Genomic DNA, 22,218 nt, shown 5'->3' on the forward strand with positions numbered 1-22,218 from the left:
CGAAAACCTGTACGAAACCCCGTACCGGAACTGGAGGATGGGGGCATGCCGAACGCATCCGCCTGGCCGGTACGCGCCGCCGTCGACGAACTGCTCGCCACCCTCGACCCGTTGCCGTACGGCGAGCGCACGCGGGAGCTGGCCGCGTGGGTACGACGGCGGCAAGCAGGCTCGGACCCGGCCCGGACGTCCGATCTGCGCGCCGTGCTGGCCGAGTTGGACAGCCGGGGCCACTACGGGCGCCGGCTCGCCGGAGCCGCGGCGGTGATCGGGCAGGACGTGGGATTCCTGGCGGCCCGTCTCACCGACCCGGACGCGGCGGTGCGCAAGCACGCGGTGAAGGCGGCGCGCCGCCTGCCGGTGAGCGACACGGCTCTGGAACGGGCGATGCACGACGCACCCCAGGTCGCACGACGGCAGCTCGCCTCGGTGGTGGTGGCGAGCGGCCGGACCGCCCTCGCCGAGCGTCTGCTGCCGTCGGTACGGGAGTTGTGGGGCGACGAGGAGGCGGCACGGCTGCTTCCCGGCTGCGAGCCCGCGACGGTGGAGCGGCTGCTGCCCGAGCTCTTCTTCGCCGTGGCGAACTGGCGGACGCTCGGACGCAGCCACCCCGACCAGGTGCTGGCCGAGGTCAGCCGCCAACTCGCCGAGCTGCCACGGCAGTCCCGCACGCAGTGGTGGGCGCGCAACGCCGACGTCTTCCCGGCGGTGGCCGAGGCCCGGCCGCTGCGCGTCCTCGACCTGCTCGAAGCGCACTGCCCGCCCCAACTGCCTCTCCCGGTACGGAACATCCTCGGGTGGCTGGCCAGGGCGGCGCCCGGCCGCACCCTCCGGCTGATCACCGCACCCCGGCGCGGCACCATCCCCGCCCGTGACCTGCTCTCCAGCACCGCGCTGGCCCGCGTCGCCCGGCTCGACCCGCCCGAACTGGCCGACCTCGGCCGGGCCTGGAGCCACACCCCCGGCCACCTCGCCCTGCTGCTGCACGCGCTGCCGCCGTCCCGGCGGGAAGCCTGCTACGACGCCGCCACCGCCGGCCAGGACCTCACCCGCACCGGCCTGTCCGACGCCCTGCTCGACGTACTTCCGCGCCGCCGCGCCCAGTCCGAGGCGCGGCGGATGGCCGAACAGCTCGAACGGCGCGGGGCGCCCTGGGCCGTCGTGCTGTCCGTCGTCACCCACCTCCCGGTCGCCGAGGCCCGTCCTCGGCTGCTTGCCGCCACCCGCCGCCCCGCGGCCGAGGACCGCGCGCAGGCGTACCCGCTGCTGGTACGGAACGCCGCCAGGTCGGCCGACCCCACGGCCGTCGCCGAACTCGTCCGCGAACTGGGGCGGTTGCGCAACGAGCAGGAACCGGTGCGCACTCCCGCGCTCGTCGCGCTCGCCGAGGTCCCGCCGCGGCTGTTCTCGGGCGCGGACGCGGCCGCCCTCGACCGGATCACGGCCGACGCCGTGACGGCCCGCGACAGTTCGGCCGGCACCCGAGGCGCGCTGTCCCGGCTGGCCCTCGCCTTGCTGCGGGAGCACGCGGCCGGCGGCGAACAGCCCCTGCTCGCTTTCTCGTTGACGACCCTCACCCGGCTGGCGGGCGACACCGGCGGCGCCGACCTGGGCCGGCTGGACTCCGTGCTGCGCCGCGGGCAGGAGTTCCAGGTCTTCGAGGCGCTGCGGCCGTGGCTGGCGGCCGGCGCGGACAAGGTCGACCACTCGCTGACCTTCGCGCTGGCGCGGGGGCTCGGCCGCCGGGCCCACCGCATGCCGGAGCTGCAAGAACTGCTGTGGCAGGCAGTGCAGTTCGGGAACGACGCCACGGTGCGCACCGCCGTCGACCTGTGGCTGGACGCCCCCAGGACCAGGAGCGAGCGGGCCGTCCGGGTGCTGGAACTCGAACCCTCGGCCGCCGTTCTCCACCCGATCCTGCGCGTCCTCACCCACCGCCGCACCGACCTGCTCGACGCGCTCCTGGGAGAACGGCCGCCATACGGGCGCTTCCTCACCCCCGGTGCGCGCTGGTTGCCGCCCACCGACGGCGCGGGCAGGTGGCTGCCGCGCCAGCAGGCCGCTGCCGCAAGCCTGTTGGCGAAGGCGGCGGCCGACGCCTCGCTGCCACCGCACGAACGGGCCGACCACATCCGCGTCGTGGCCTCACTCCCTGACGTCGGGCTGCAGGTCGTCAGCCGCTACCTCGACTCCTCCGACACCGTCCTCGCCGAGGCCGCACTCGGAGCCCTCGGCTGGACCGACCGGCCCGCCGAAGCGCTCCCGATCCTGCTCGCGCACGCCGCCGACGACCGCGCCCGCGTCGCGCTGTACTCCGCCGGGCGCGCCGCGCGGTTCATCACCCCGTCCGCGCTGGAAACCGCCCTGCGTGCCGCGCTGTTGCCCGCGGCCGACGGAACACCCCCACCCGCGGCCAAGGTCACCAGCCGCAAGGAACTGGTCCGGCTGGCCGCCGACCGCCTGCCGGTCGACACCGCCGTCGCCGTCGTCAGCGCGGCCTACCACCTGCCTGGGCAGCACCCGGACGTACGGGCCGCCTGCGTGCCCCTCGCGGCGACGCGGCTGCTGCGCTCCCCGGTCGCCTGGGAACTGCTCGAAGACGCCGCCGCCGGTCCGCCCGCCACCCAGGCCGCGGTCCTGCGCACCAAGCCCTTCGAGCTGCTGTCCGGCGAACGCGCCCGCTACGCGCGGCTGGTGGCGCGGATACGGGAGTCCGCCGACGCGGAGACCGCCGACACCGCGACCGGCCTGATCGGCACATGGGCGCCGTGGTACCCCGAGGCCGCTCCGATCCTGGTCGCGGCGACGACCGACCTCACCAACCGAACGACCTGGCGCGCCGCCTCCGACGGGCTCGTCGCGCTCGCCTCCGACCCGGGCGGCGCGCCCGCGCTGCTGGACGCCTTCACCCGCCTCATCGCCGACGACGGGCACGCCGCGGAAGGGGAAGAGAACGCGGCGGGCGAACGGGACCGGCCGGCCCGGCAGCGGATCGGCCACCTGACCACGCGGCTGTCGACGAACGTGCTGGGCCGCGGCGACCCGGCCACCCGCGCCGCGGCCCGGCGTGCCGCCGACATGCTCTGCGCGCAACCGGAGTTCGTGGCGTTCGGCGTGCGGCTCGCCGCCGTCTCGCTCGACCTCGACGCCGAGCCGCCGGCCGCTGTGATCGGCGCGCTGGAAGACCTCGCGGCACTGCACGCCAGCCGCCCGGTGCTGGCCGTACGCACCGCGGGCGTCCTGCGCGCCCGCCTCACCACAGCCCGGCGCCCTGGCGACCCGCTCACCCTGCTGGCCGCGGTGGACCGGCTCGCCGGCGCCGAACCCGGGCATGTGGCAGGGCAGTTCGCCGTGGCGCTCACCGAGGCGCTCGGCGGGCGTACCGGCTGGACCGACGACTGGCGCACCCGCCTGCGTGCGCTCCGCCGCCACCCCGACCCCGACGTACGGGACGCCGCCTTGGCGGTGACCACCGCGGTGGAGTAGCGCGCGGCGCGGTCGTATGCGATCCGGCGCTTCCACGCGAAGGATCGCCGGGCGCCTCCTCCGCGGGAAGCGGCCGTCGTACGCGCACGTCCCCGTGGCGCGGCCCCCTCGGCGGGGCGGGCGCGAGCCGCCTCTCCAACGCGGCATCGGCGTACGCCCGTTCACGGCCGGGCGATACCCCGTTCACGGCCGGCCGTCACCCTGTTCGCGGCCGGCCGTCAGCCGTTCAAGCGAGCCCTCTCTCCGCCTGGACGCGGCGTCGCCGGGCCCGTCCGCCCGCGGCGGCAGAGCAACTCCACGCCCCGGCAACCCCTTCCGTCCCACGGCCACCAAGTACCGGAACCACGCCGAGCATCGGGTCGTTCACCTTCTCTTCACATTCTTCACGGAATCACCATGACCTGTGAAGCACCAGGCCAGCCCGGTTCCGGCGCCCTTGCACGGAGGTGCGCCGCCCTGCGCCCACTTCAAGAACTGTTGACACTCCTGAACCAGGAGCGCAACATGCCGTGACGCGGGAGAGCGCTCTCCGAACTCTCCGCGGCCTGGCGGCCGAACCGCGTGCGCCCCGGAAGCGGAACCCCGGAGGCGGAACGGCCGCCACGCGATATTCGCCGGAGCCACGAGAACGAGGAGGTCTCCGTGGCACACAGGTCGAGAAAACTTCCAGGGCTGCTCATCGCCCTCGCGCTGACCGCGGTCGGCGGCGCGGTGGCACTCACCGGAAACGCTTCCGCCGCACCGTCGTCGCACGGCACGGCGAGTGCCGCGCACGCGGTTTCGGCCAAGCAGGGCAGCCAGGCGATGCCGATGAACATGCCGGTGTCGACCAAGACGTCGGGTGACGACCCCGACGGCGACGGCTACATCATGGCCGACCCGCCGGTCACCGGCGTGACGCCGTCGACGTACGACCCGCCGCACGCGTACTTCCACGAGTTCCAGGCGAAGTGCGCGCCGTCCCACACGCTGCCGGACGACCCGATCGTCTTCCCCGGGCAGCCGGGCAAGTCGCACGACCACACGTTCATGGGCAACGTCAGCACCAATGCCGACTCGACCACCGCGTCCCTGGACGCGGCGAGCGGTACGACGTGCAACGCGCCCGGCGACAAGTCGGCGTACTGGATGCCGAGCCTGTTCAACGGCGACCAGAAGATCCTGCCGATCGGCCCGCAGACGATCTACTACAAGTCGGGCGTGAACGACTACACCAGCGTCCGGCCGTTCCCCAAGGGGCTGCGGTTCGTGGTCGGCAACCCGATGCAGACCGAGGACCAGTTCAAGAACCTCAAGGGCACGGTGGAAGGTTGGGAGTGCGGGGACAGCTACGGGAACTTCGACATCCCGGTCTCCTGCCCCAACACCCCTGACGTGCAGCTGAACATCCGCTTGCAGGCGCCGAGCTGCTGGGACGGCATCCACCTGGACACGCCGGACCACCAGAGCCACATGGCGTATCCGATCGCGACGGGCGACAACGAGAACGTCTGCCCGGCCGACCACCCGGTCGCGCTGCCGATGATCGAGTTCAAGATGGCCTTCCCGGTCAACGGCGACATGTCCCAGGTCCACCTGTCCAGTGGAGCCGGCTTCTCGTTCCACTACGACTTCTTCGCGGACTGGGACGACGCGACGCTGTCCGCCATGGTCACCCACTGCATCAACGGCGGCCTCCAGTGCGACGACCACGGCTATGACCAGAGCCAGCCCGACAAGGGTGCCGTGCTCGACAGCAACTACGAGTTGATCCAGTAACCCGTCCGCGGGTCTCTCCCGGGCGGGTCTCTTCGGACCCCCCGGGAGAGCGCTCTCCAAGTTCCAGCCTGTCCCCCCAACACCACAGGTGATCCATGCACACCCCCACACGCTCCTCGCATCAACCCCCCACGTCCCTCGACCCGCCCGCTCCTCCTCCTTCTCCTCGACCTCCTCGGGCCTCGCCCGTCTCCTCCCGGCTGTCGCGCCGTGCGGCGCTCGCCGGTGTCGGGCCGTTCGGCCACGTCCTCAACACGACCGGCCATTCCGTCAACAGCACCGAATCCGCCATCACTTACCTCGTGAGCCACCCGTGACCGGGCCCATCCGCACCAAGGAGGAAGACATGCAGCGACCTTTCAGGAAGGGACGGGCGCGTCGCGCCGTCGCCCCACTCGCGGCGACCGCTCTCGCCGTCGCGGGACTCGCCGTGATCCAGGCGCCGGCCGCGCACGCGGCGGGAAGCGTGGTCAAGGTGACCGGCTCGCAGGGTAATTGGCAGCTCACCGTGGATGGCGCCCCTTACGAGGTGAAGGGACTCACCTGGGGGCCGGCCGCGACCGACGCGGCACAGGACATGCCGGACCTGGCCAAGATGGGCGTCAACACGGTCCGCACCTGGGGCACCGACGCGACCAGCGCGCCGCTGTTCGACGCCGCGGCGGCCAACGGCATCAAGGTGATCGCCGGGTTCTGGCTCCAGCCCGGCGGCGGCCCCGGCGCCGGCGGCTGCGTCAACTACCTGACCGACGACACCTACAAGAACGACATGCTCACCGAGTTCCCCAAGTGGGTGGAGACCTACAAGGACAACCCGGGCGTGCTGATGTGGGACGTCGGCAACGAGTCGGTGCTCGGGCTCCAGAACTGCTACAGCGGCGACGCGTTGGAGCAGCAGCGCGACGCGTACGTCACCTTCGTCAACCAGATCGCGCAGAAGATCCACTCCGTCGACCCGAACCACCCGGTGACCTCCACCGACGCGTGGACCGGCGCCTGGCCGTACTACAAGCGGGACGCGCCGGACCTCGACCTGTACGCGGTCAACTCCTACAAGGACGTCTGCAACGTCAAGTCCGACTGGGAGGCGGGCGGTTACGACAAGCCGTACATCGTCACCGAAGGCGGCCCGGCCGGGTCGTGGGAGGTGCCCAACGACGCCAACGGCGTGCCCGACGAGCCGACCGACCAGCAGAAGGCCGACGGCTACACCAGCGCCTGGAACTGCATCACCAGCCACCAGGGCGTCGCGCTCGGCGCCACCCTCTTCCACTACGGCAACGAGGACGACTTCGGCGGCATCTGGTTCAACCTGGTGCCCGACGGCCTCAAGCGCCCCTCGTACTACGCCGTGAAGCGGGCGTACGGCGGTGACACCTCGGGCGACAACCAGCCCCCGCTGGTCTCCGACATGACGGTCAGCGGCGCCACCGACGGTGTGCCCACCGGCGGGAACGTGACCATCACCACCCACACCACGGACCCCGAGAACGACCCGATCAGCTACCAGGTGCTCTACAGCAGCATCTACGTCGACAACAACGGCGCGCTCACCCCGGCCGACTCCACCGTCAACGGCGACACCATCACCACGAAGGCCCCCGACAAGCCGGGCGTCTGGAAGGTGTACGTCAAGGCCACCGACAACCACGGCAACGTGAGCTACGGCTCCAAGTCGCTGAAGGTGGTGCCCCCGAAGGTGGACGGCACCAACGTGGCGCTCAACAAGCCTGCCACGGCGTCCTCGTACCAGACCGACCCGACCGGCGGCTGCCCGTGCACCGCGGGCGACGCGGTGGACGGCAACAACGGCACCCGCTGGTCGAGCGACTGGAGCGACCCGCAGTGGCTCCAGGTCGACCTCGGCCAGAGCACCACGTTCAAGCACGTGCAGCTCTACTGGGAGGCGGCGTACGGCAAGGCGTACGACATCCAGACGTCGGAGGACGGCACCAACTGGACGACGGTGAAGTCCGTCACCGACGGGGACGGCAACGTCGATGACATCGACGTGAACGGCACCGGCCGGTACGTCCGGGTGCAGGGCACGCAGCGCGGTACCGGATACGGCTACTCGCTCTACGAGTTCGGGATCTACACGTGAGCCCGGCCCGGTCCGCGGCCGCTCGTGAACCGAGCGCGGCCTCGGCCCCGGCCCCGGCTCCGGTGCCGGCGCCGGTCGCCCGGCTCGACGAGGCTCGGCCGTACGCGCTCAGCCTGTTCCGTGCCGTGGTCGGACTGCTCTTCCTCTGCCACGGTGTCGCGTCGCTGTTCGGGACGCTCGGCGACCACCGGATCGCCGCGGACAGCTGGCCGGGCGGCTACGCGGCCGTCATCCAACTCGTCGGTGGGGCACTGGTCCTGACCGGCCTGGCGACCCGCGTGGCGGCCCTGGTCGGCTCCGGCTCCATGGCCTTCGCCTACTTCGACATCCACCAGCACCACGCACTGCTGCCGATCCAGAACGGCGGCGAACCGGCGGTCCTGTTCTGCTGGACCCTTCTGCTCATCGTGTTCGCCGGCCCCGGCCCCCTGTCCCTCGACCACTACCTCGCCCCCGCCCTCCCCGGAGGCGCACCGGCAACCACCAAGCGGCGGGCCCAGATCGGCGCCCGCGCCTGACCGGTGGTCCGGCCCGACCGACGGCCCCGCAGGCACCCGGCCTGCGGGGCTGTTGGCCGGACCGCGGGCTGCGGGCGGAGCGGCTGATCTAGAGTGCTTCGGTCAGTACCCGTCACCCGGTGATCTGCGAAGGACCAACGGACAATGCCGACAGAGACGTTCGAGTTCCAGGTGGAAGCGCGCCAGCTTCTCCAGTTGATGATCCACTCGATCTACTCCAACAAGGACGTGTTCCTGCGGGAACTCGTCTCCAACGCCTCCGACGCGCTCGACAAGCTGCGGCTCGAAGCCCTCCGCGACGACTCCCTCGGCGTGGACGTCTCCGACCTGCACATCGCCCTCGAAGCCGACCCGGAGGCCCGCACGCTGACCGTGCGGGACAACGGCATCGGGATGTCGCGCGACGAGGTGGTCCAACTCATCGGCACCATCGCGAACTCGGGGACGGCGAAGTTCCTGCGGGAGCTGAAGGACGCCCAGGACACCGCGGCGACGGAGGGCCTGATCGGCCAGTTCGGCGTCGGCTTCTACGCCAGCTTCATGGTGGCCGACGAGGTGACGCTGCTGACCCGGCGGGCGGGCGAGAGCCAGGGCACCCGCTGGACGTCGAACGGCGAGGGCACGTACACCGTGGAGAGCGTCGACGACGCGCCGCAGGGCACCTCGATCCTGCTGCGGCTCAAGCCGGAGGACTCCGAGGACCAGCTGCACGACTACACCTCGACGTGGAAGATCCGCGAAATCGTCAAGCGGTACTCGGACTTCATCACCTGGCCGATCAGGATGGCCGCGCCGCAGGTGCCGCCGGTGCCGTCCGCGGCTGAGACGGATGCCGAGAGTGGCGGCGCGGAGGCCGGCGCGGAAGGCGACGTCGCGGAGGCGGCCGAGCCCGAGGTGCTCAACTCGATGAAGGCGCTGTGGGCCCGGTCGCGCGACGAGGTCACCGACGACGAGTACCACGAGCTGTACAAGCACATCAGCCACGACTGGACCGACCCGCTGGAGGTCATCCGCCTCCAGGCGGAGGGCACTTTCGAGTACCAGGCGCTGCTGTTCATTCCCGCGCACGCCCCGCAGGACCTCTTCATGCAGGGCTACCAGCGCGGTGTGCAGCTCTACGTGAAGCGCGTGTTCATCATGGACGACTGCGAAGAGCTGATGCCGCCGTATCTGCGGTTCGTCAAGGGCGTCGTGGACGCGCAGGACCTGTCGCTCAACGTGTCGCGCGAGATCCTCCAGCAGGACCGCCAGATCCAGTTGATCCACCGCCGCCTGGCCAAGAAGGTGCTGTCGACGGTGAAGGACATGATGTCCTCCGCACCGGAGCGGTACGCCACCTTCTGGCGGGAGTTCGGGCGCGTGCTGAAGGAGGGGCTGCTCGGTGACGTCGAGAACCGCGACGCGATCCTCGGCGCGTCCTCCTTCGCCACGACCCACGACAAGGACCAACTGACCACCCTGGCGCAGTACGTGGAGCGCATGAAGGACGGCCAGGAGCACATCTTCTACGTGACCGGCGAGTCCCGGCAGGCCGTCGAGAACTCGCCCCACATGGAAGCCTTCCAGGCCAAGGGGATCGAGGTGCTGCTGCTCACCGACCCCGTCGACGAGGTGTGGGTGGACTCCGTGCCCGAGTTCGACGGGCGGCAGTTCCGCTCGGTCGCCAAGGGCGAGGTCGACCTCGGCACCGACGAGGAGAAGGCGGAGGCCGGCACCGAACGCGAGAAGCAGCAGGAGGAGTTCGCCGGCCTGCTCACCTGGATGACAGCCCGACTGGCCGACGAGGTCAAGGAAGTACGGCTCTCCTCCCGCCTCACCGTCTCGCCCGCCTGCATCGTCTCCGACACCAACGACGTGACACCGGCCCTGGAGAACATCTACCGGGCCATGGGCCAGGAGCTGCCCCGCGTCAAGCGCATCCTCGAACTCAACGCGAAGCACCCCCTGGTCGTCGGCCTCAACCGGGCGCACGGTGAGCGCCAGGACGACCCCGCACTCCAGGAGACGGCCGAACTCGTCCACTCCATGGCGCTGCTCGCCGAGGGCGGCGAACTCGCCGACCCCGCGCGCTTCGTGAAGCTGATGGCCGAGCGCCTCGAGCGCAGCCTGTAGAACCGGCCGTCCAGGGCGCCGCTCACCGTCGGGTCAGACGTCCCAGGCGGCGCCCAGGGCCAGCAGGCGTTCGCGGTATTCGATGGCGTCCACCCACGGTGCCGGCCAGGCACCGGCGCCGTGGTGGGCGCCGGCGAAGGCCCCGGCCAGGGCCGCGATCGAGTCGGAGTCGCCGGAGGAGTACGCGGCCCGCCGGACCGCCGCGGGCGGGTCGTCGGGGAACAGCAGAAAGCAGTACAGCGCGGTGGCGAGCGCCTCCTCGGCGATCCACCCGGCACCGGTGGCCGCGCACGGGTCGGTCTCGGGATCGGGGGAGCGCAGCGCACGCTCGACGCGGTCCAGTACGGCCAGGCACTCGTCCCAGCCGCGGGCCGCGAAGGACACGGGGTCGGCGTCGTGCGCGCGGTCGGCGAGGTCGCCGAGCCAGTCGGCGGGGTAGTGGCCGCGGCTGTCATGGGCGTACGCGCGCAGCTCGGGCAGCAGTTCGGCGGTCCGGGTGCCCTCGGCGAGCAGCTGGACGGCGTGCGCGGTCAGGTCGCTCGCGGCCAGCGCGGTCGGATGGCCGTGGGTGAGCGCGGACTGCAACTGGGAAGCGCCGGAGCGCTGTTGGCGGTCCAGCCCCGGGATCAGGCCGAGCGGCGCGACCCGCATGTTCGCCCCGCACCCCTTGGAGCCGATCTCGCTGGCGGCCTGCCAGGTGCCGCCCCGGCTCAGCACCTCGCAGGCGCGCAGGCACGTCGTGCCCGGCGCGCGGTTGTTCTCCGGCGAGAAGCACCACTCGACGAAGCGCGCCCGAACCGGCGGCTCCAACCCGGCTGCCGTCAGCGGCCCTTCGGCCAGCGTTTCGACCAGCCCCTCGCCGAGGGCGAGCGTCATCTGCGTGTCGTCGGTGACGTAGGCCCGACCCGAGGAGAGCGGCAGCGGCATCGTGCGCCATGGGCCGCACTTCGCTTCGATCTGCGCCATCGTGTTGAACTCCGTCGGAAAGCCCATGGCGTCTCCGAGCGCCAGACCTGTCAACGTTCCTGTCGCCGCCTGTTTCACGCGGCCCCCTCCCGTACTGTGCCTGCTCTCAGGTGTACCGCATGCGAGGTGCTGCGGGGCTGGTGAGGGGTGCGAGGTCGAGGTCCGAGGGGTCGGGGCGGCCACGCGGGGCGTACGGGCGGCGAGCGCGGGCGGCGCGTACGGGCCTCGGGGTGGCCCGGAAGCACGGCCGGTACCGGGTAAGGGGGTACGGGTACGGGCTGCGGGGCTGCTGCGGGCGCGGGCTGTACGGAGCTCGCGGGATGCCGCTGCGGCAGGGGTGTCCGTGCTGGTGGATAGCTTGGACGTGCGGGGACGGGGACGGCGGTGTGCCGGCCGTGGCTGGGGGCGTCGGGCGGCGATCTGGTAGGCGAGGGGACGGGCGGGCTTCGAGGGTGGTGCGAGTGTCAGGGCGTTGGGCGGTGGGCGTGGATGCGGGCGTCCCCGCGCGGCCGGCCGGTGCCGAGGAGGTGGCCGAGCCGGTCGCGGTGGAGCGTGCGCGGCTGTTCGGGGCGCTGCCGGAACTGGCCGCAGGGGAGGCGATGTTCCTTCCCGCCGATCCGCCCCGGCGGGGGCGCGTGGCGTTCTGGACGCCGGGCGGTGGGCCGCCGGATCTGGGCGTCGAGCCGGAGTGGCACGCGCTGGTCCGACCGGCGGGGGAGCCCGGGAGCGCGGAGCCGGCGCCGGTCGTGCGGGCGGGTGCCGTGAGCGTGACGGTGGCCGACGCCGTACCGCTGCTGACCCGCTGCCGGGCGCTGGGCGCGAGCGGACGGGCGTCGGCAGGAATGGCGTTCTGGGGGGCCGCGGCCACGCTGGGACTGAGCCTGCTGGCGCGGGGGCGGTCGCGGTCGGAGCGGTCGCCGGCGGGCTTCGACGTGTGGCGGGTCGGCCCGCTGGACGGCGCGGACGAGGACCGGTTGGGTGCCCTCGCCGCCGCCATGCCGCCCGAGGCCCGCGCCGTACCGGTGTCGGGCGGCTCGCCGCTCGCGCTTCCGTCGGCCGAGGCGACGCTGCGGGCGTTCCTGGACGCCGTGGCCGACGCGCTGACGCGTACGCCGGCTGCCCGGCACGTGGCGGGCGGGTCGCCGTTCGCGGCGGCTGCGTCTGTGCGGAAGGCGCGCCCGGCGCCGGAGCGGCGCACCCCGGCCGGAGAGGTGGCGAAGGGCGCCGGGGCGGCGGCCGTTGAGGACGAGGAGGCCGACGGGGCTGCTCGCGCTCGCGAGGCGGCCCTTCGGGTGTCGCTGCGGCTGGAGGTGGTCGCCGGCGGCCTCTCCGGCGAGAGTCCGAGCGGCCAAGAGGGTCTGCATACAGGCGGGTTGGGCGAGGCCGAAGCCCAGGGACGCGTCGAGGACGACGAGGGGCCCGGCGCCGGCTCCTTCCGGGCCGTCGTCCAACTGCACAGCCTGGCGGACCCGTCGGTGCTCACGGACGCCGCCGACCTCTGGGCGGGGACGGCCGCGGCGCCCGAACTCTTCGGCGTGCGGGCCCTGGCGGACACCCGGCTCGCGCTGCGGCGCGCATCGCGCGTATGGCCGCCGCTCGCAGGGCTGTCGGGGTCCACCGCCCCCACCGGACTCGACCTGTGCGACGACGAGGCCCGCGACCTGCTGGGCCGTACCGCCGAGCGTCTCGCAGCAGCGGGCGTGGCGGTGCACTGGCCCGGGGACCTGGTCCGACGGCTGACGGCGACGGGCGTCCTGGAGCCGTCCGGCGACCGCCCCCGGAGCACGACCTCTTCGGCCGCGTCCTTCCTGACCTCCGACGGGCTGCTGGACTTTCGCTGGCGGGTCGCCCTCGGGGGCGAGGAACTGACCGCGGACGAGGTGGAGCGGCTGGTCCGCGCGCACCGCCCGGTCGTCCGGCTGCGCGGCCAATGGGTGCTGGTGGACGGGGAGTTGGTGCGGCGCCTGCGGACCGCGGCCCGGGCCGGGGGGCCGTCGCTGACGCCGATCGAGGCGCTGGGCGCGGCGCTGACCGGCCACGTGGAGGTGGACGGGGAGCGGGTCCCGGTCGCCGCGGGTGCCCTGCTGGAAGAGCTGCGCGCGCGGATCGCCGACCCCGAGGCGCGCGCCGCGCGGGAGCCGCACCGCCCGCCGAAGGCGCTCGCGGCGACCCTGCGCGGCTATCAACTGCGCGGCCTGAACTGGCTGCACCGGATGACCTCGCTCGGTCTGGGCGCGTGCCTGGCGGACGACATGGGCCTGGGCAAGACCGTGACGCTGATCGCCCTCCACCTGCGCCGTCAGGAGCGGAAGGCCACCGCGGGCCCCACCCTGGTGGTCTGTCCGGCGTCCCTGCTGGGCAACTGGGAGCGGGAGATCCGCCGGTTCGCGCCGACCGTGCCCGTACGCCGCTTCCATGGCCCCGGCCGCGAACTGGCCGGCCTTGATGACGACGCTTTCGTGCTGACCACGTACGGCACGATGCGCCGCGACGCCGAACTCCTCGCCGAGCGGCCCTGGTCACTGCTGGTCGCCGACGAGGCCCAGCACGTCAAGAACCCGCACGCGCACACCGCCCGCGCGCTGCGCCGCATTCCGTCGTGCGGCCGGGTCGCGCTGACCGGCACCCCGGTCGAGAACAACCTGTCCGAGCTGTGGGCGCTGCTCGACTGGACCACGCCCGGACTGCTGGGCACCCTCGGCTCGTTCCGCGACCGCTACGCCCGGGCCGTCGAGGGCGACCACGACGCGCAGGCCGCGGCCCAACTGGCCTCGCTGGTAGGACCGTTCCTGCTCCGGCGGCGCAAGTCCGATCCCGGTATCGCTCCGGAGCTGCCGCCGAAGACCGAGACGGACCAGCCGGTGTCGCTCACGAGGGAACAGGTCGCGCTGTACGGCTCCCTGGTACGGGAGTTGATGGCCGAGATCGAGGGCGCCGACGGCATGGCCCGGCGCGGGCTGGTGATGAAGCTCCTCACCGGTCTGAAGCAGGTGTGCAACCACCCGGCGCAGTACCTGAAGGAGCCGGACGGCGCGAAACTGGCCGGCCGGTCGGGGAAGTTGGCGCTGCTGGACGAACTCCTGGACGCCGTGCTCGCCGAGGACGGGTCGGTACTGGTCTTCACGCAGTACGTGGCCATGGCCCGGCTGATCGAGCGCCATCTCGCCCAACGCGGCGTGCCGAGCCTGCTCCTGCACGGCGGCACCCCGGTCCGACGGCGTGAGCAGATGGTGGACGCCTTCCAGTCGGGCGGCACGAAGGTCTTCCTGCTGTCCCTGAAGGCCGCCGGCACGGGTCTGAACCTCACCCGCGCCGGGCACGTCGTCCACTACGACCGCTGGTGGAACCCGGCGGTGGAGGACCAGGCCACCGACCGGGCCTACCGGATCGGGCAGACCCAGCCGGTGCAGGTCCACAAGCTGGTCGCCGAGGGCACGGTGGAGGAGCGGGTGGCCGGGTTGCTGCGGCAGAAGCGTGCACTCGCCGACGCCGTACTGGGATCGGGCGAGGCGGCGTTCAGCGAGCTGAGCGACGGCGAGCTGGCCGAACTGGTGGCTCTGCGCGGTCGGCGGGCATGACCCGCCGCGCCAGGCCGGCGCGTCGAACGGGTCTGGGGTGCAAGGGCAGTTGACTCATGCCCCGGTGGGGAGCGTGAGCGACACGAAGGGCAGGCCGCTCGGCAACCCCCTCGTGAGCATGCGCCAGTTGATGTACAGGTTCGGGCCGGGGAAGGACGACGCCTGCGGGATGGTCGCCCGGACGGCGAACCGGACCGAGCCGTGGGCGGGAACGCTGTGCACGGCACGGTTGTTGAGCAGGTACGACTTGCCGCCGTTGTTCAGTCCCTCGCGCCCCTGCGTGCCCGTGCACAGGACCTCCAGGGTGAAGCCCGGGCGTCCGGCCAACGACACGGCTTTGCCGGTGGGGTTGGTGAGCGTGACGGTGAAGTCGACCGGTCGGCCGAGCCGTACGCTCTTCGGCACGTCCGTGGCGCGCGCGGTGAGCGTGCTCAGCGTGGAGGTGGCGGGGCGCGGGTCCGTGTTTCCGTCGCCGTCGGAGAGCGGTCCCGGCGAAAGGAACGAGGTGACCTGGGGGTGCAGGTCGTCGTGGACGCACCCCGGCACGGTCTGGTCCATCAGCCGCACCGCGACGTCGCCCGCCCCGGGCAGATCGGCGTCGAGGGTGTAAGTGCCGTGCTGCGTGGGGCAGTAGGGGCCGCCCCAGTCGATGCGGAAGTTCGCCTTGCCGCCCGGCGGCAGGCCGACCGCCGGGCGGGATCGTGAACCGCTGTGCGGGAGCGGGACCGTGGTACCGCCCACCGCCAGCCGCAGTTTCGGGATGCCTTGCAGCTTGCACGCGGTGTGCGAGGTGTTGGTCAGCACCGCGTAGCCGAACAACGAGGCGTCCATGATCGGGTCGTTCACCTCGCCGTTGGTGCTCTTGTGTATCCATCGGGTGAGGGCGCCGGTCAGTTGGGAGGCGTGGCAGGTCGGCCCGGTGACGGGTGCGGGGGCTGCGCTGGGCGCCCTGAAATCGGCGTCCGTCGCCGGTTCGTCCACCCACGGCACGGTGCCGTCGGGCTCCAACGTCGCTGCCGCGGACACCCGCGGGGCCGTCGTCGGCGGCGTCCCCGTGCTTCCGGTGCCGTCGTCCCCGCTCTGGTTCCCGCAGCTCGTGACGGCGACGGCCAGCGCGGCCATCCCCACCGCGAGCGTCCCCAACTGACGTGCCTTGCGCATGACTTTCCCCCCGGGTGGTCCGCGTGCCCCCGTCGGCCGGCGGGTCGCCGTCCTCGGGGACGTCCTCAGGAGTCCCCTGGACGTTCCTGGGACGTTCCTGGGACGTCCTCGGGCGCGACCGACGCCCGGAAGTGTAGGGCAGGGCGGCAGGGGGCAGGGCGGTGACCGGCCGCTGTCGGTCAGCGGGGACCGGGACGCTGTCGGTCAGCGGCGGCCTGGGCGCGACGCCCGGAGGTCGGCTCGGTTCACGAGGGGCGGCCGCCGAACTGCCAGTCGTGGACCTCGATGTCGGCGTAGCGGCCGGCGGTGAGGACGGTGCGTGCCGTCGCCGGGTCCGGCGCCCGCAGCAGCGCGGCGGTGCCCAGCCAACCGGCGGCGTCGTCGGACAACAGCGGCCCGTAGGCGATCAGTTCGTGCCGGTCGGTCGGCGCGGTGAGGTCGGCGGCTTCGCCGGCGCCGAGGCCGATCACCAGGTAGCGGTTGCCGCCGGTGCGGCCGCCGGGGAAGTCCCACATGGTGCGCCCGAGCGTGTTGCGCCATCGGCGCAGGAGCACATCACGGTAGACGCCGGCCTGGTAGTTGGGCTCGTCGAAGGCGAACGCGCGGGCGGCGGCGACGTCGGGCAGGTCGACGATGTGCACGCTGCCGGTGGGGGTGTCACCGTCGTCGGCGAGCGTCGGGCCGCGCGCGATCAGCTCCTTGGCGTACCGGTCCATGTAGGACCAGTGCGCTTCGGTCAACTCGTCGCGCAGCGTGAGGGAACCGGGCCGATCGCGGTGGTAGCAGAGGAACTCCATGCCCCCAGGGTCCCTTCCGCCGGCCGCCCTGGTCGAGCGGATTGTCGTTCCGCGGCGCCGAGCCCGTGCCGGGCGGTTTCGCCGTGCCGCAGCGTCGCCACGCCCGGCCCCGGTCGTCCGGTAGGCGCCGCAATTCGTCCCGCGGGATTTCTGGAGGGCCGATTCACTCGATCGAGTGGGGTTGATTCCGCCTATGCACGGGGAAAATTCATGGTGTGGCGGAATATCCGAACTGAAGGGGTGGAGGAGCGTTATGGGGGCCCTGCTGGACCAGAAGTACGAACGGCTTTTCTCGCTGTTGGACGTCAATGGCGACGGCGTGATCGCGGAGGACGACTTCGTGTTGATGGCCGACCGCGTGCGGGCCTCGTTCGGTGAGGAGCGCACCGCGGCGAAGGGCCAGAGGTATGCCGACGAGATGCTGAACTACTGGCATGCGCTGCGCGCGACGGCCGACACCGACGGGGACGGCCGGATCGACAAGTCCGAGTTCCGCCAGGCCGTGCGACACGTGAGCGAAAACTTCGACACGCTGATAGGCCCGCTCTACGAAGCCGGCTTCCATTTCGCCGACCGCGACGGCGACGGGCTGGTCAGCAGGGACGAGTTCGCGGCGGTCGTGGCGGCCATCGGCGTCCCCGAGGGCGACGCGGGCGCGACCTTCGAGCGTCTGGCCGGCGGCGCCGACGGCACGCTGACGCTGGCGCGGTTGATGACCGCGGCCACCCAGTACTACTGCGACGAGGACCCGGCCAACAGCGCGAGTCATCAGCTCTTCGGCCCCCTGTGAACCCCGCCCGCACGGCGGCCGCGTGGCTGCCCGAGGGGCGCACCGGCGGCGGCACCTCGGAGCGTACGGCCGACGGCGCCACCGACCCCGGAGGCGCGGTGCGCGCGGAGTTGCTGACCGAGGTGCTCTTCGACGGGCGTTTCGACGACCTGCACCGGCAATGGACGGAGGTTCTCTCCCGGCGCTTATTCCGATACCAGGACGGCTTGTCGATTCCTGAGCGTGCCGAACTCGCATATACGCGGCTACGGGCCGTCAACGACGAAGTCGATTCGGTCGAGGAACTCGTCACGGCGACGGACCGATTGGTCGCGCTGCACGAATGGCTGGGAATGGTCGACGGCACCCTGACCACCCTGGCGACCGTCCACTACAACCTCTTCCTGGGCAGCCTCCTGCGTCTCGACCGCGAGCACGCGATCGACCCGACGCCGTTCACCCGCCTCCGGGAGTACGGCACCGTTCTCATCACCGAACTCGGCTACGGCAACAACGCCGCCGAGTTGGAGACGACCGCGACCCACCGGCCGGAGACGGACGACTTCGTCCTGCACACCCCCACCGCAGGCGCGCAGAAGTTCATGCCCAACACCGGCTCCGCGGGCGGACGCAAGAGCGGTCTGGTGGCGGCCAGGTTGATCGTCCGCGGCCAGGACTGCGGCGTGTTCCTCTTCCTCGTGCCACTGCGCGACGAGCGGGGGCCGCTTCCCGGCATCCGGGTGCGCCCGCTCTCGGAGATACCAGGATCGGCCGTCGACCACGCCATCACGTCGTTCGACCGGGTGGTCGTGCCCCGGACCGCGCTGCTGGCCGGTGACCACGCCGAGTTGACCGCCGACGGGACCTTCCACAGTGCGGTCGGCAGCCGGCGGCGCCGGTTCCTGCGGTCCATCCAGCGCGTGACCACCGGCAAGCTCTGCCTGAGCGCGGCGGCACTGGGCGGCGCCCGGGCAGCGCTCACGGTCGCCGTGCGGTACGGGCATCGCCGGCACACGTTCGCGCCCGCCAGCAGGACCGGCGTTCCCGTCTTCGCCTACCGCTGCCACCAGACCAGGCTGCTCGGGGCGGTGGCGCGTGCGTACGCGGCGACGTTCCTGCTGCGCGAGGCCGTTCACGCCTGCGGACGCGGGGACGACCGCGTGGTGGCCGGGTCCGGGGCGGCCGGGCGCGGCACCAGGGTCGAGGCCGCCGTCGTCGATGTCGCCGAGGCCGCCGATGCGGAGGTCCTCGTCGCGGCGGCGAAGGGCTGGATCACCTGGCAGTCCAGGGACATCGTGACCGAGTGCCGGGAACGCTGCGGTGCCCAGGGCCTGCTGTCGGCCAACCGCGTCGTCGACCTGTTCGCGCCGATCGAGAGCACCATCACCGCCGAAGGGGACAACCTCGTCATCTGGACCAAGGCCGCCGCGGACATGCTCACCGGGCGCGGCTACCGTCCGCCGCCGCCCGACCGCGCCGCGTCCGCCGGCCCGCCGACCGACTCCCATCACCTCCTCGACCTGCTCGTACGGCACGAGTCGCAGTGCCTCCAGCACGCCCGCAGCCGGCTCGGCCTGCCCAGCGCCGACCCGTTGGACCGCTGGAACCACACGGTGAACCCGGCGCTGGAACTCGTCGACGCGTATGGCACCCGACGCGCCGCCGAGGCGTACCTGGCCGCGGTCGGCCGGGTCGGCGACGCCACCACGCGCGGGGTGCTCGACCAGCTCTTCCGGCTGTTCGCGCTCCAGCGCCTCGCCCCGCACGCCGGCACGCTCCTCGCGGACGGCCACCTCACCGCCGAAGCCGTCCGCGAACTGCGCCCCGCCGTCGACCGGATCAGCGCCGACCTGGCACCGCACGCACTCGCGCTCGTGGAGGCGTTCGCGGTCCCGGACGGAATCCTGCAGGCGCCGATCGCGACGGAGGGCTACGCCGCCGCGTACGACGACCCGGCAGGGCCGTGGCAGGCGGTGGTCGTGGGCTGAGGCAAGCGGGAGCCCGGGCGAACCGGACGTGAACCAGGCGTGCGCCGGGTGGATGCGGGGCCGGGCCTGCCCGCGCCTTCCGTTGCCGGGTGGCCCGCGCTCGCGGCCCGCGGTCCGCGGTCTGCCGGCCGACGGCTGCCGGCGACGGTCCGCCGATTGCGGTCGGCGGACCGCCGTGCGTTCGCCGCCGCGGGGATGCCCGTTGCCGGTGGGCCGAACGACGTACACCCGTGAGCCGATTGAGGAGCGTTCGCGCGCCATGAGCAACGCGTTCAGCCGTGAGCCGCGGTGGGACCCGCGGCGGTTTCCGCCCGCGCCGAGGGCGCCTCGCGCCGTGCAGACGGGCCGTATGCTCCTCGACCCCTTGGGTTACGGACTCGCCCTGCGCCGGGAGCTGGGTTCGGTCTTCTCGGTCCGCACCTTCCCGTACCGCGCGGGCCTGGTGTGCGCGGCCGACGCCGAGGTCAACCGGGCGGTACTGACCGACCACGAACGGTTCGTCGGCGGGGACGGGGCCGCCCTGCTGCGGCCCGCGGTCGGCGCGGGCTCACTGATCTGCACCCCGCCGCCCCTACACCTGCGCCACCGCAAGCTCCTGCTGCCGCCCTTCCACGGCACCCGGATCACCCGGTGGGCCCAGCGGATGCGGGAGTTGGTGCACGCGGGGCTGCCGGCGCTGCTGACCGGCGACGGCGTACCCGTCCGCCCGTGGGCGCAGCGACTGGCGCTCGACGTCATCCTGCGCGTGGTGTTCGGCCTGACCGACCCGGGCCGGGCCGCGGTCTTCCGGCGGGCGCTGACCGCGTTCGTGGGCATGGACAACCTCGCCGTGCTCTTCCTGCCGAAGCCGTGGCAACGGGACCTCGGCCCGCTGTCGCCGGGCGGTCGCTTCAACCGGTTGCGCGCGACCGTAAGGGACCTGACGCGGGCGGAGATCGCGGGGCGCCGCGCCCGGTCCGACCGCGCCGCCGACGGCGGTGACAGCTCCGGCCGCGACGACGTGCTGTCCCTGCTGCTCGACGCCCGGGACGAGCAGGGCGCGGGCCTGGACGACGAGGAGTTGCTGGACGAGCTGACCGGGCTGGTGCTGGCCGGGTACGAGACCACCGCGACCACCATCGCCTGGACCCTGCACCTGCTCGCCCACCACCCCACCGCACGCGACGCCCTCATCGCGGATCTCGACGCGGGCTCCGACCGGCTCCTCAAGGCGACCGTCAAGGAGTCGAGCCGGCTGCGCCCCGCCGTCTTCTACGCCATCCGCACCGCCGCCCACGACACCGAACTCGCCGGCCGCCCGGTGCCGCGGCACGCTTTCGTCGCGGCGCTCTTCCCACCGGTCCACCTCGCCCCCCGGCTGTGGCCGAGTCCCCACGCCTTCCAGCCCCGACGCCATCTTGACGCGGACCCGCCGCCGTATGCCCTGACGCCGTTCGGCGGCGGCCTGCGTCGCTGCGTCGGAGCGCCGCTGGCCCAGCTGGAGATCGAGACGGTCCTCACGGAGATCCTCGCCCGCGCCGTCCCCGCCCCCGCGGGCCCACCGGAATCCGCGCGGCTGCTCTCCGTCACGCTCGTCCCCGCCCACGGCGCCCGCGTCCGCTTCCACCGCCGCCGCCCACCGCCCGCCACCCGGTGAGGTCGCGTGGGTGGGCGGCGCCGGTCCGGGCGTCGACCCCTTCGCCGTTGCCGCGGCCGTAGCCGTACCCCGCGAGGGGCCCCGCGGTCGTGCCGGCAACCCGCGGCGTCCCGTTCCGGCGTTCCAGGGGCACCGTATTTCCGCTGGTCAGATGGGCTTTTGGCGTTCCAGTGTCCCCAACTGCCCGGCAGGCATGGCGGCTGGGACAGGTCACCCCACAAGCTCTGGTCATCCAAGCAACACAGCCACTCGAACGGCGAAAGAGGAACTCCCACATGTTCAGCATCCGCAACCCCCGTCTTGGCCTCGTAGGTGCCGCCGCGACCGTCGTGCTCGCCGCGCTCTCCCTGACCGCGTGCAGTGACGACGGATCGGGCAGCAGGAACGAGGGTGCTTCGACGGCTGACGTCTCGGCGACCCTGGCGCCTTCGGCGGGCGCTTCCTCGGCGGCGGGTTCCACGGCCGCGGGTTCCGCTGACGGCGTGTCCGCGCCGGCCACCACGGCGCCGTCCGGGATCAAGCCGTCGGCGGGGTCCGGTGCCACCCGGCCGGCGGCGAAGGGTGTTCCCACCAAGGTCCCGGCCGCCTCGGGGAAGCCGGTCACGTGCCAGGGCTCCGACACGAAGGTGGTGGCGGCCCCGTTGAACCGTCCGGTGAACCACATGCTGCTCACGGTCACCAACACCGGCAGCAAGACGTGCTACCTCTACAACTACCCGGAGCTGCGGTTCACCGGCGCGCAGGCGGTGCCGCCGGTGATCAAGGACTCCGTGCCGCAGGCCGTGGTCACCCTGGAGCCGGGCCAGTCCGGCTACGCCTCGGTCGCCTTGTCCGCGAGCGACGGCAGCGGCACGAACGGCCGCACCGTGAAGAGCCTGGAGGTCTACTTCTCCGGCCGCTCCGGCGTCGGCAGCGTCGGCACCGCCGCCCACCCCCCGCTGCCCGCCAAGGGCGTCTACATCGACGACTCCCTCGCCACCACCTACTGGCAGCAGACGATGGACCTCGCCCTGGCCTGGTGACCCCGGCGAACAGCCCCGAGCAGCAGCGTCCCGCAAACCCGATCGGACAGGTGACACATCATGCGCAGCACCCGCAAGATCTCCCGTTTCGTGGCCGCTGTCGCCGGCGCGGTCTTCCACGTGGTCGTCCTGGGCGACGTGGGCGCCTCGGCGCTGGAGGCAGGGGTCTTCAGCCGCGGTACGAACTGATCCGTATCCCTCAGGGAGCCGGGCGGGGGGGGGGGGGGGGGGGGGGGGGGGGGGGGGGGGGGGGGCGCCCCCCCCCCCCCCCCCCCCCCCCCCCCCCCCCGCCGCCCCCCCCCCACCCCCCCCCCCCCCCCCCC

General features: G+C 72.8%; 14 protein-coding genes. 11 read left to right on the plus strand and 3 right to left on the minus strand.

The features are described 5' to 3' along the window. The first annotated feature begins 45 nt into the window (after positions 1–45). The 5 genes from ACIPAE_RS11140 to htpG all read left to right on the plus strand — a co-directional run bounded on the left by ACIPAE_RS11140 (position 46) and on the right by htpG (position 9,978). Entirely contained in the window at positions 46–3,486 is a 3,441-nt protein-coding gene (locus tag ACIPAE_RS11140) for a hypothetical protein (RefSeq protein WP_402444412.1), read from the plus strand. A gap of 642 nt (positions 3,487–4,128) precedes the next feature. Beyond that, positions 4,129–5,244: a DUF1996 domain-containing protein gene (locus ACIPAE_RS11145; RefSeq protein WP_402444414.1), complete on the plus strand. Its 1,116-nt coding sequence runs from the start codon at positions 4,129–4,131 to the stop codon at positions 5,242–5,244. A gap of 346 nt (positions 5,245–5,590) precedes the next feature. Further along, positions 5,591–7,348, plus strand: a complete 1,758-nt coding sequence (locus ACIPAE_RS11150; protein WP_329367583.1) for a discoidin domain-containing protein — start codon at positions 5,591–5,593, stop codon at positions 7,346–7,348. 62 nt (positions 7,349–7,410) lie between these two features. Continuing rightward, entirely contained in the window at positions 7,411–7,866 is a 456-nt protein-coding gene (locus ACIPAE_RS11155; RefSeq protein WP_402444508.1) for a DoxX family protein, read from the plus strand. A gap of 144 nt (positions 7,867–8,010) precedes the next feature. Then, on the plus strand, positions 8,011–9,978 hold the full coding sequence (htpG, locus tag ACIPAE_RS11160) for a molecular chaperone HtpG (RefSeq protein ID WP_402444416.1): 1,968 nt from the start codon (positions 8,011–8,013) through the stop codon (positions 9,976–9,978). A gap of 33 nt (positions 9,979–10,011) precedes the next feature. Here htpG and ACIPAE_RS11165 read toward each other — a convergent pair whose 3' ends face one another. Further along, positions 10,012–11,022: an ADP-ribosylglycohydrolase family protein gene (locus tag ACIPAE_RS11165; RefSeq protein WP_402444418.1), complete on the minus strand. Its 1,011-nt coding sequence runs from the start codon at positions 11,020–11,022 to the stop codon at positions 10,012–10,014. Positions 11,023–11,405: 383 nt separating this feature from the next. Between ACIPAE_RS11165 and ACIPAE_RS11170 the strand changes: the two genes are divergently transcribed. Next, positions 11,406–14,522 carry an SNF2-related protein gene (locus ACIPAE_RS11170; RefSeq protein WP_402444420.1) on the plus strand — a complete coding sequence of 1,039 codons (3,117 nt, stop codon included), beginning with the start codon at positions 11,406–11,408 and terminating at the stop codon, positions 14,520–14,522. Between the two features lie 54 nt (positions 14,523–14,576). On the opposite strand, the gene ACIPAE_RS11175 is transcribed toward ACIPAE_RS11170, so the two are convergent. Beyond that, positions 14,577–15,683 carry a DUF4232 domain-containing protein gene (locus ACIPAE_RS11175; protein WP_402444423.1) on the minus strand — a complete coding sequence of 369 codons (1,107 nt, stop codon included), beginning with the start codon at positions 15,681–15,683 and terminating at the stop codon, positions 14,577–14,579. 245 nt (positions 15,684–15,928) lie between these two features. After that, on the minus strand, positions 15,929–16,480 hold the full coding sequence (locus tag ACIPAE_RS11180; RefSeq protein ID WP_402444424.1) for a YciI family protein: 552 nt from the start codon (positions 16,478–16,480) through the stop codon (positions 15,929–15,931). Between the two features lie 253 nt (positions 16,481–16,733). Between ACIPAE_RS11180 and ACIPAE_RS11185 the strand changes: the two genes are divergently transcribed. The 5 genes from ACIPAE_RS11185 to ACIPAE_RS11205 all read left to right on the plus strand — a co-directional run bounded on the left by ACIPAE_RS11185 (position 16,734) and on the right by ACIPAE_RS11205 (position 22,084). Further along, positions 16,734–17,270 (plus strand): EF-hand domain-containing protein, encoded by a 537-nt coding sequence (locus ACIPAE_RS11185; RefSeq protein WP_402444427.1) that lies wholly within the window; start codon positions 16,734–16,736, stop codon positions 17,268–17,270. Continuing rightward, a complete protein-coding gene (locus ACIPAE_RS11190; RefSeq protein ID WP_402444429.1) occupies positions 17,267–19,237 on the plus strand; it encodes an acyl-CoA dehydrogenase in 1,971 nt (656 codons plus the stop codon). Before ACIPAE_RS11185 ends, ACIPAE_RS11190 begins: the two co-directional genes overlap by 4 nt. Positions 19,238–19,586: 349 nt before the next feature. Continuing rightward, the gene (locus ACIPAE_RS11195) at positions 19,587–20,873 is read left to right on the plus strand and encodes a cytochrome P450 (protein ID WP_402444431.1); all 1,287 of its coding nucleotides are present in this window, start codon (positions 19,587–19,589) and stop codon (positions 20,871–20,873) included. A 275-nt stretch (positions 20,874–21,148) separates the two neighbouring features. Next, on the plus strand, positions 21,149–21,895 hold the full coding sequence (locus ACIPAE_RS11200; protein WP_329367596.1) for a DUF4232 domain-containing protein: 747 nt from the start codon (positions 21,149–21,151) through the stop codon (positions 21,893–21,895). Between the two features lie 60 nt (positions 21,896–21,955). Then, positions 21,956–22,084, plus strand: coding sequence for a hypothetical protein (locus ACIPAE_RS11205; protein ID WP_328465940.1), 129 nt, complete (start codon positions 21,956–21,958; stop codon positions 22,082–22,084). Positions 22,085–22,218 lie beyond the last annotated feature (134 nt).

Source organism: Streptomyces sp. NPDC087270, from assembly GCF_044744625.1.
Taxonomy (GTDB): Bacteria; Actinomycetota; Actinomycetes; order Streptomycetales; family Streptomycetaceae; genus Actinacidiphila.

What these genes read in the sequence shown, in the direction of transcription:
- ACIPAE_RS11140 (WP_402444412.1), top strand. Translation starts at nt 46, where the DNA reads ATGCCGAACGCATCCGCCTGGCCGGTACGCGCCGCCGTCGACGAACTG.
- ACIPAE_RS11150 (WP_329367583.1), top strand. Translation starts at nt 5,591, where the DNA reads ATGCAGCGACCTTTCAGGAAGGGACGGGCGCGTCGCGCCGTCGCCCCA.
- htpG (WP_402444416.1), top strand. Translation starts at nt 8,011, where the DNA reads ATGCCGACAGAGACGTTCGAGTTCCAGGTGGAAGCGCGCCAGCTTCTC.
- ACIPAE_RS11175 (WP_402444423.1), bottom strand. Translation starts at nt 15,683, where the DNA reads ATGCGCAAGGCACGTCAGTTGGGGACGCTCGCGGTGGGGATGGCCGCG.
- ACIPAE_RS11180 (WP_402444424.1), bottom strand. Translation starts at nt 16,480, where the DNA reads ATGGAGTTCCTCTGCTACCACCGCGATCGGCCCGGTTCCCTCACGCTG.
- ACIPAE_RS11185 (WP_402444427.1), top strand. Translation starts at nt 16,734, where the DNA reads ATGGGGGCCCTGCTGGACCAGAAGTACGAACGGCTTTTCTCGCTGTTG.
- ACIPAE_RS11195 (WP_402444431.1), top strand. Translation starts at nt 19,587, where the DNA reads ATGCTCCTCGACCCCTTGGGTTACGGACTCGCCCTGCGCCGGGAGCTG.
- ACIPAE_RS11200 (WP_329367596.1), top strand. Translation starts at nt 21,149, where the DNA reads ATGTTCAGCATCCGCAACCCCCGTCTTGGCCTCGTAGGTGCCGCCGCG.
- ACIPAE_RS11205 (WP_328465940.1), top strand. Translation starts at nt 21,956, where the DNA reads ATGCGCAGCACCCGCAAGATCTCCCGTTTCGTGGCCGCTGTCGCCGGC.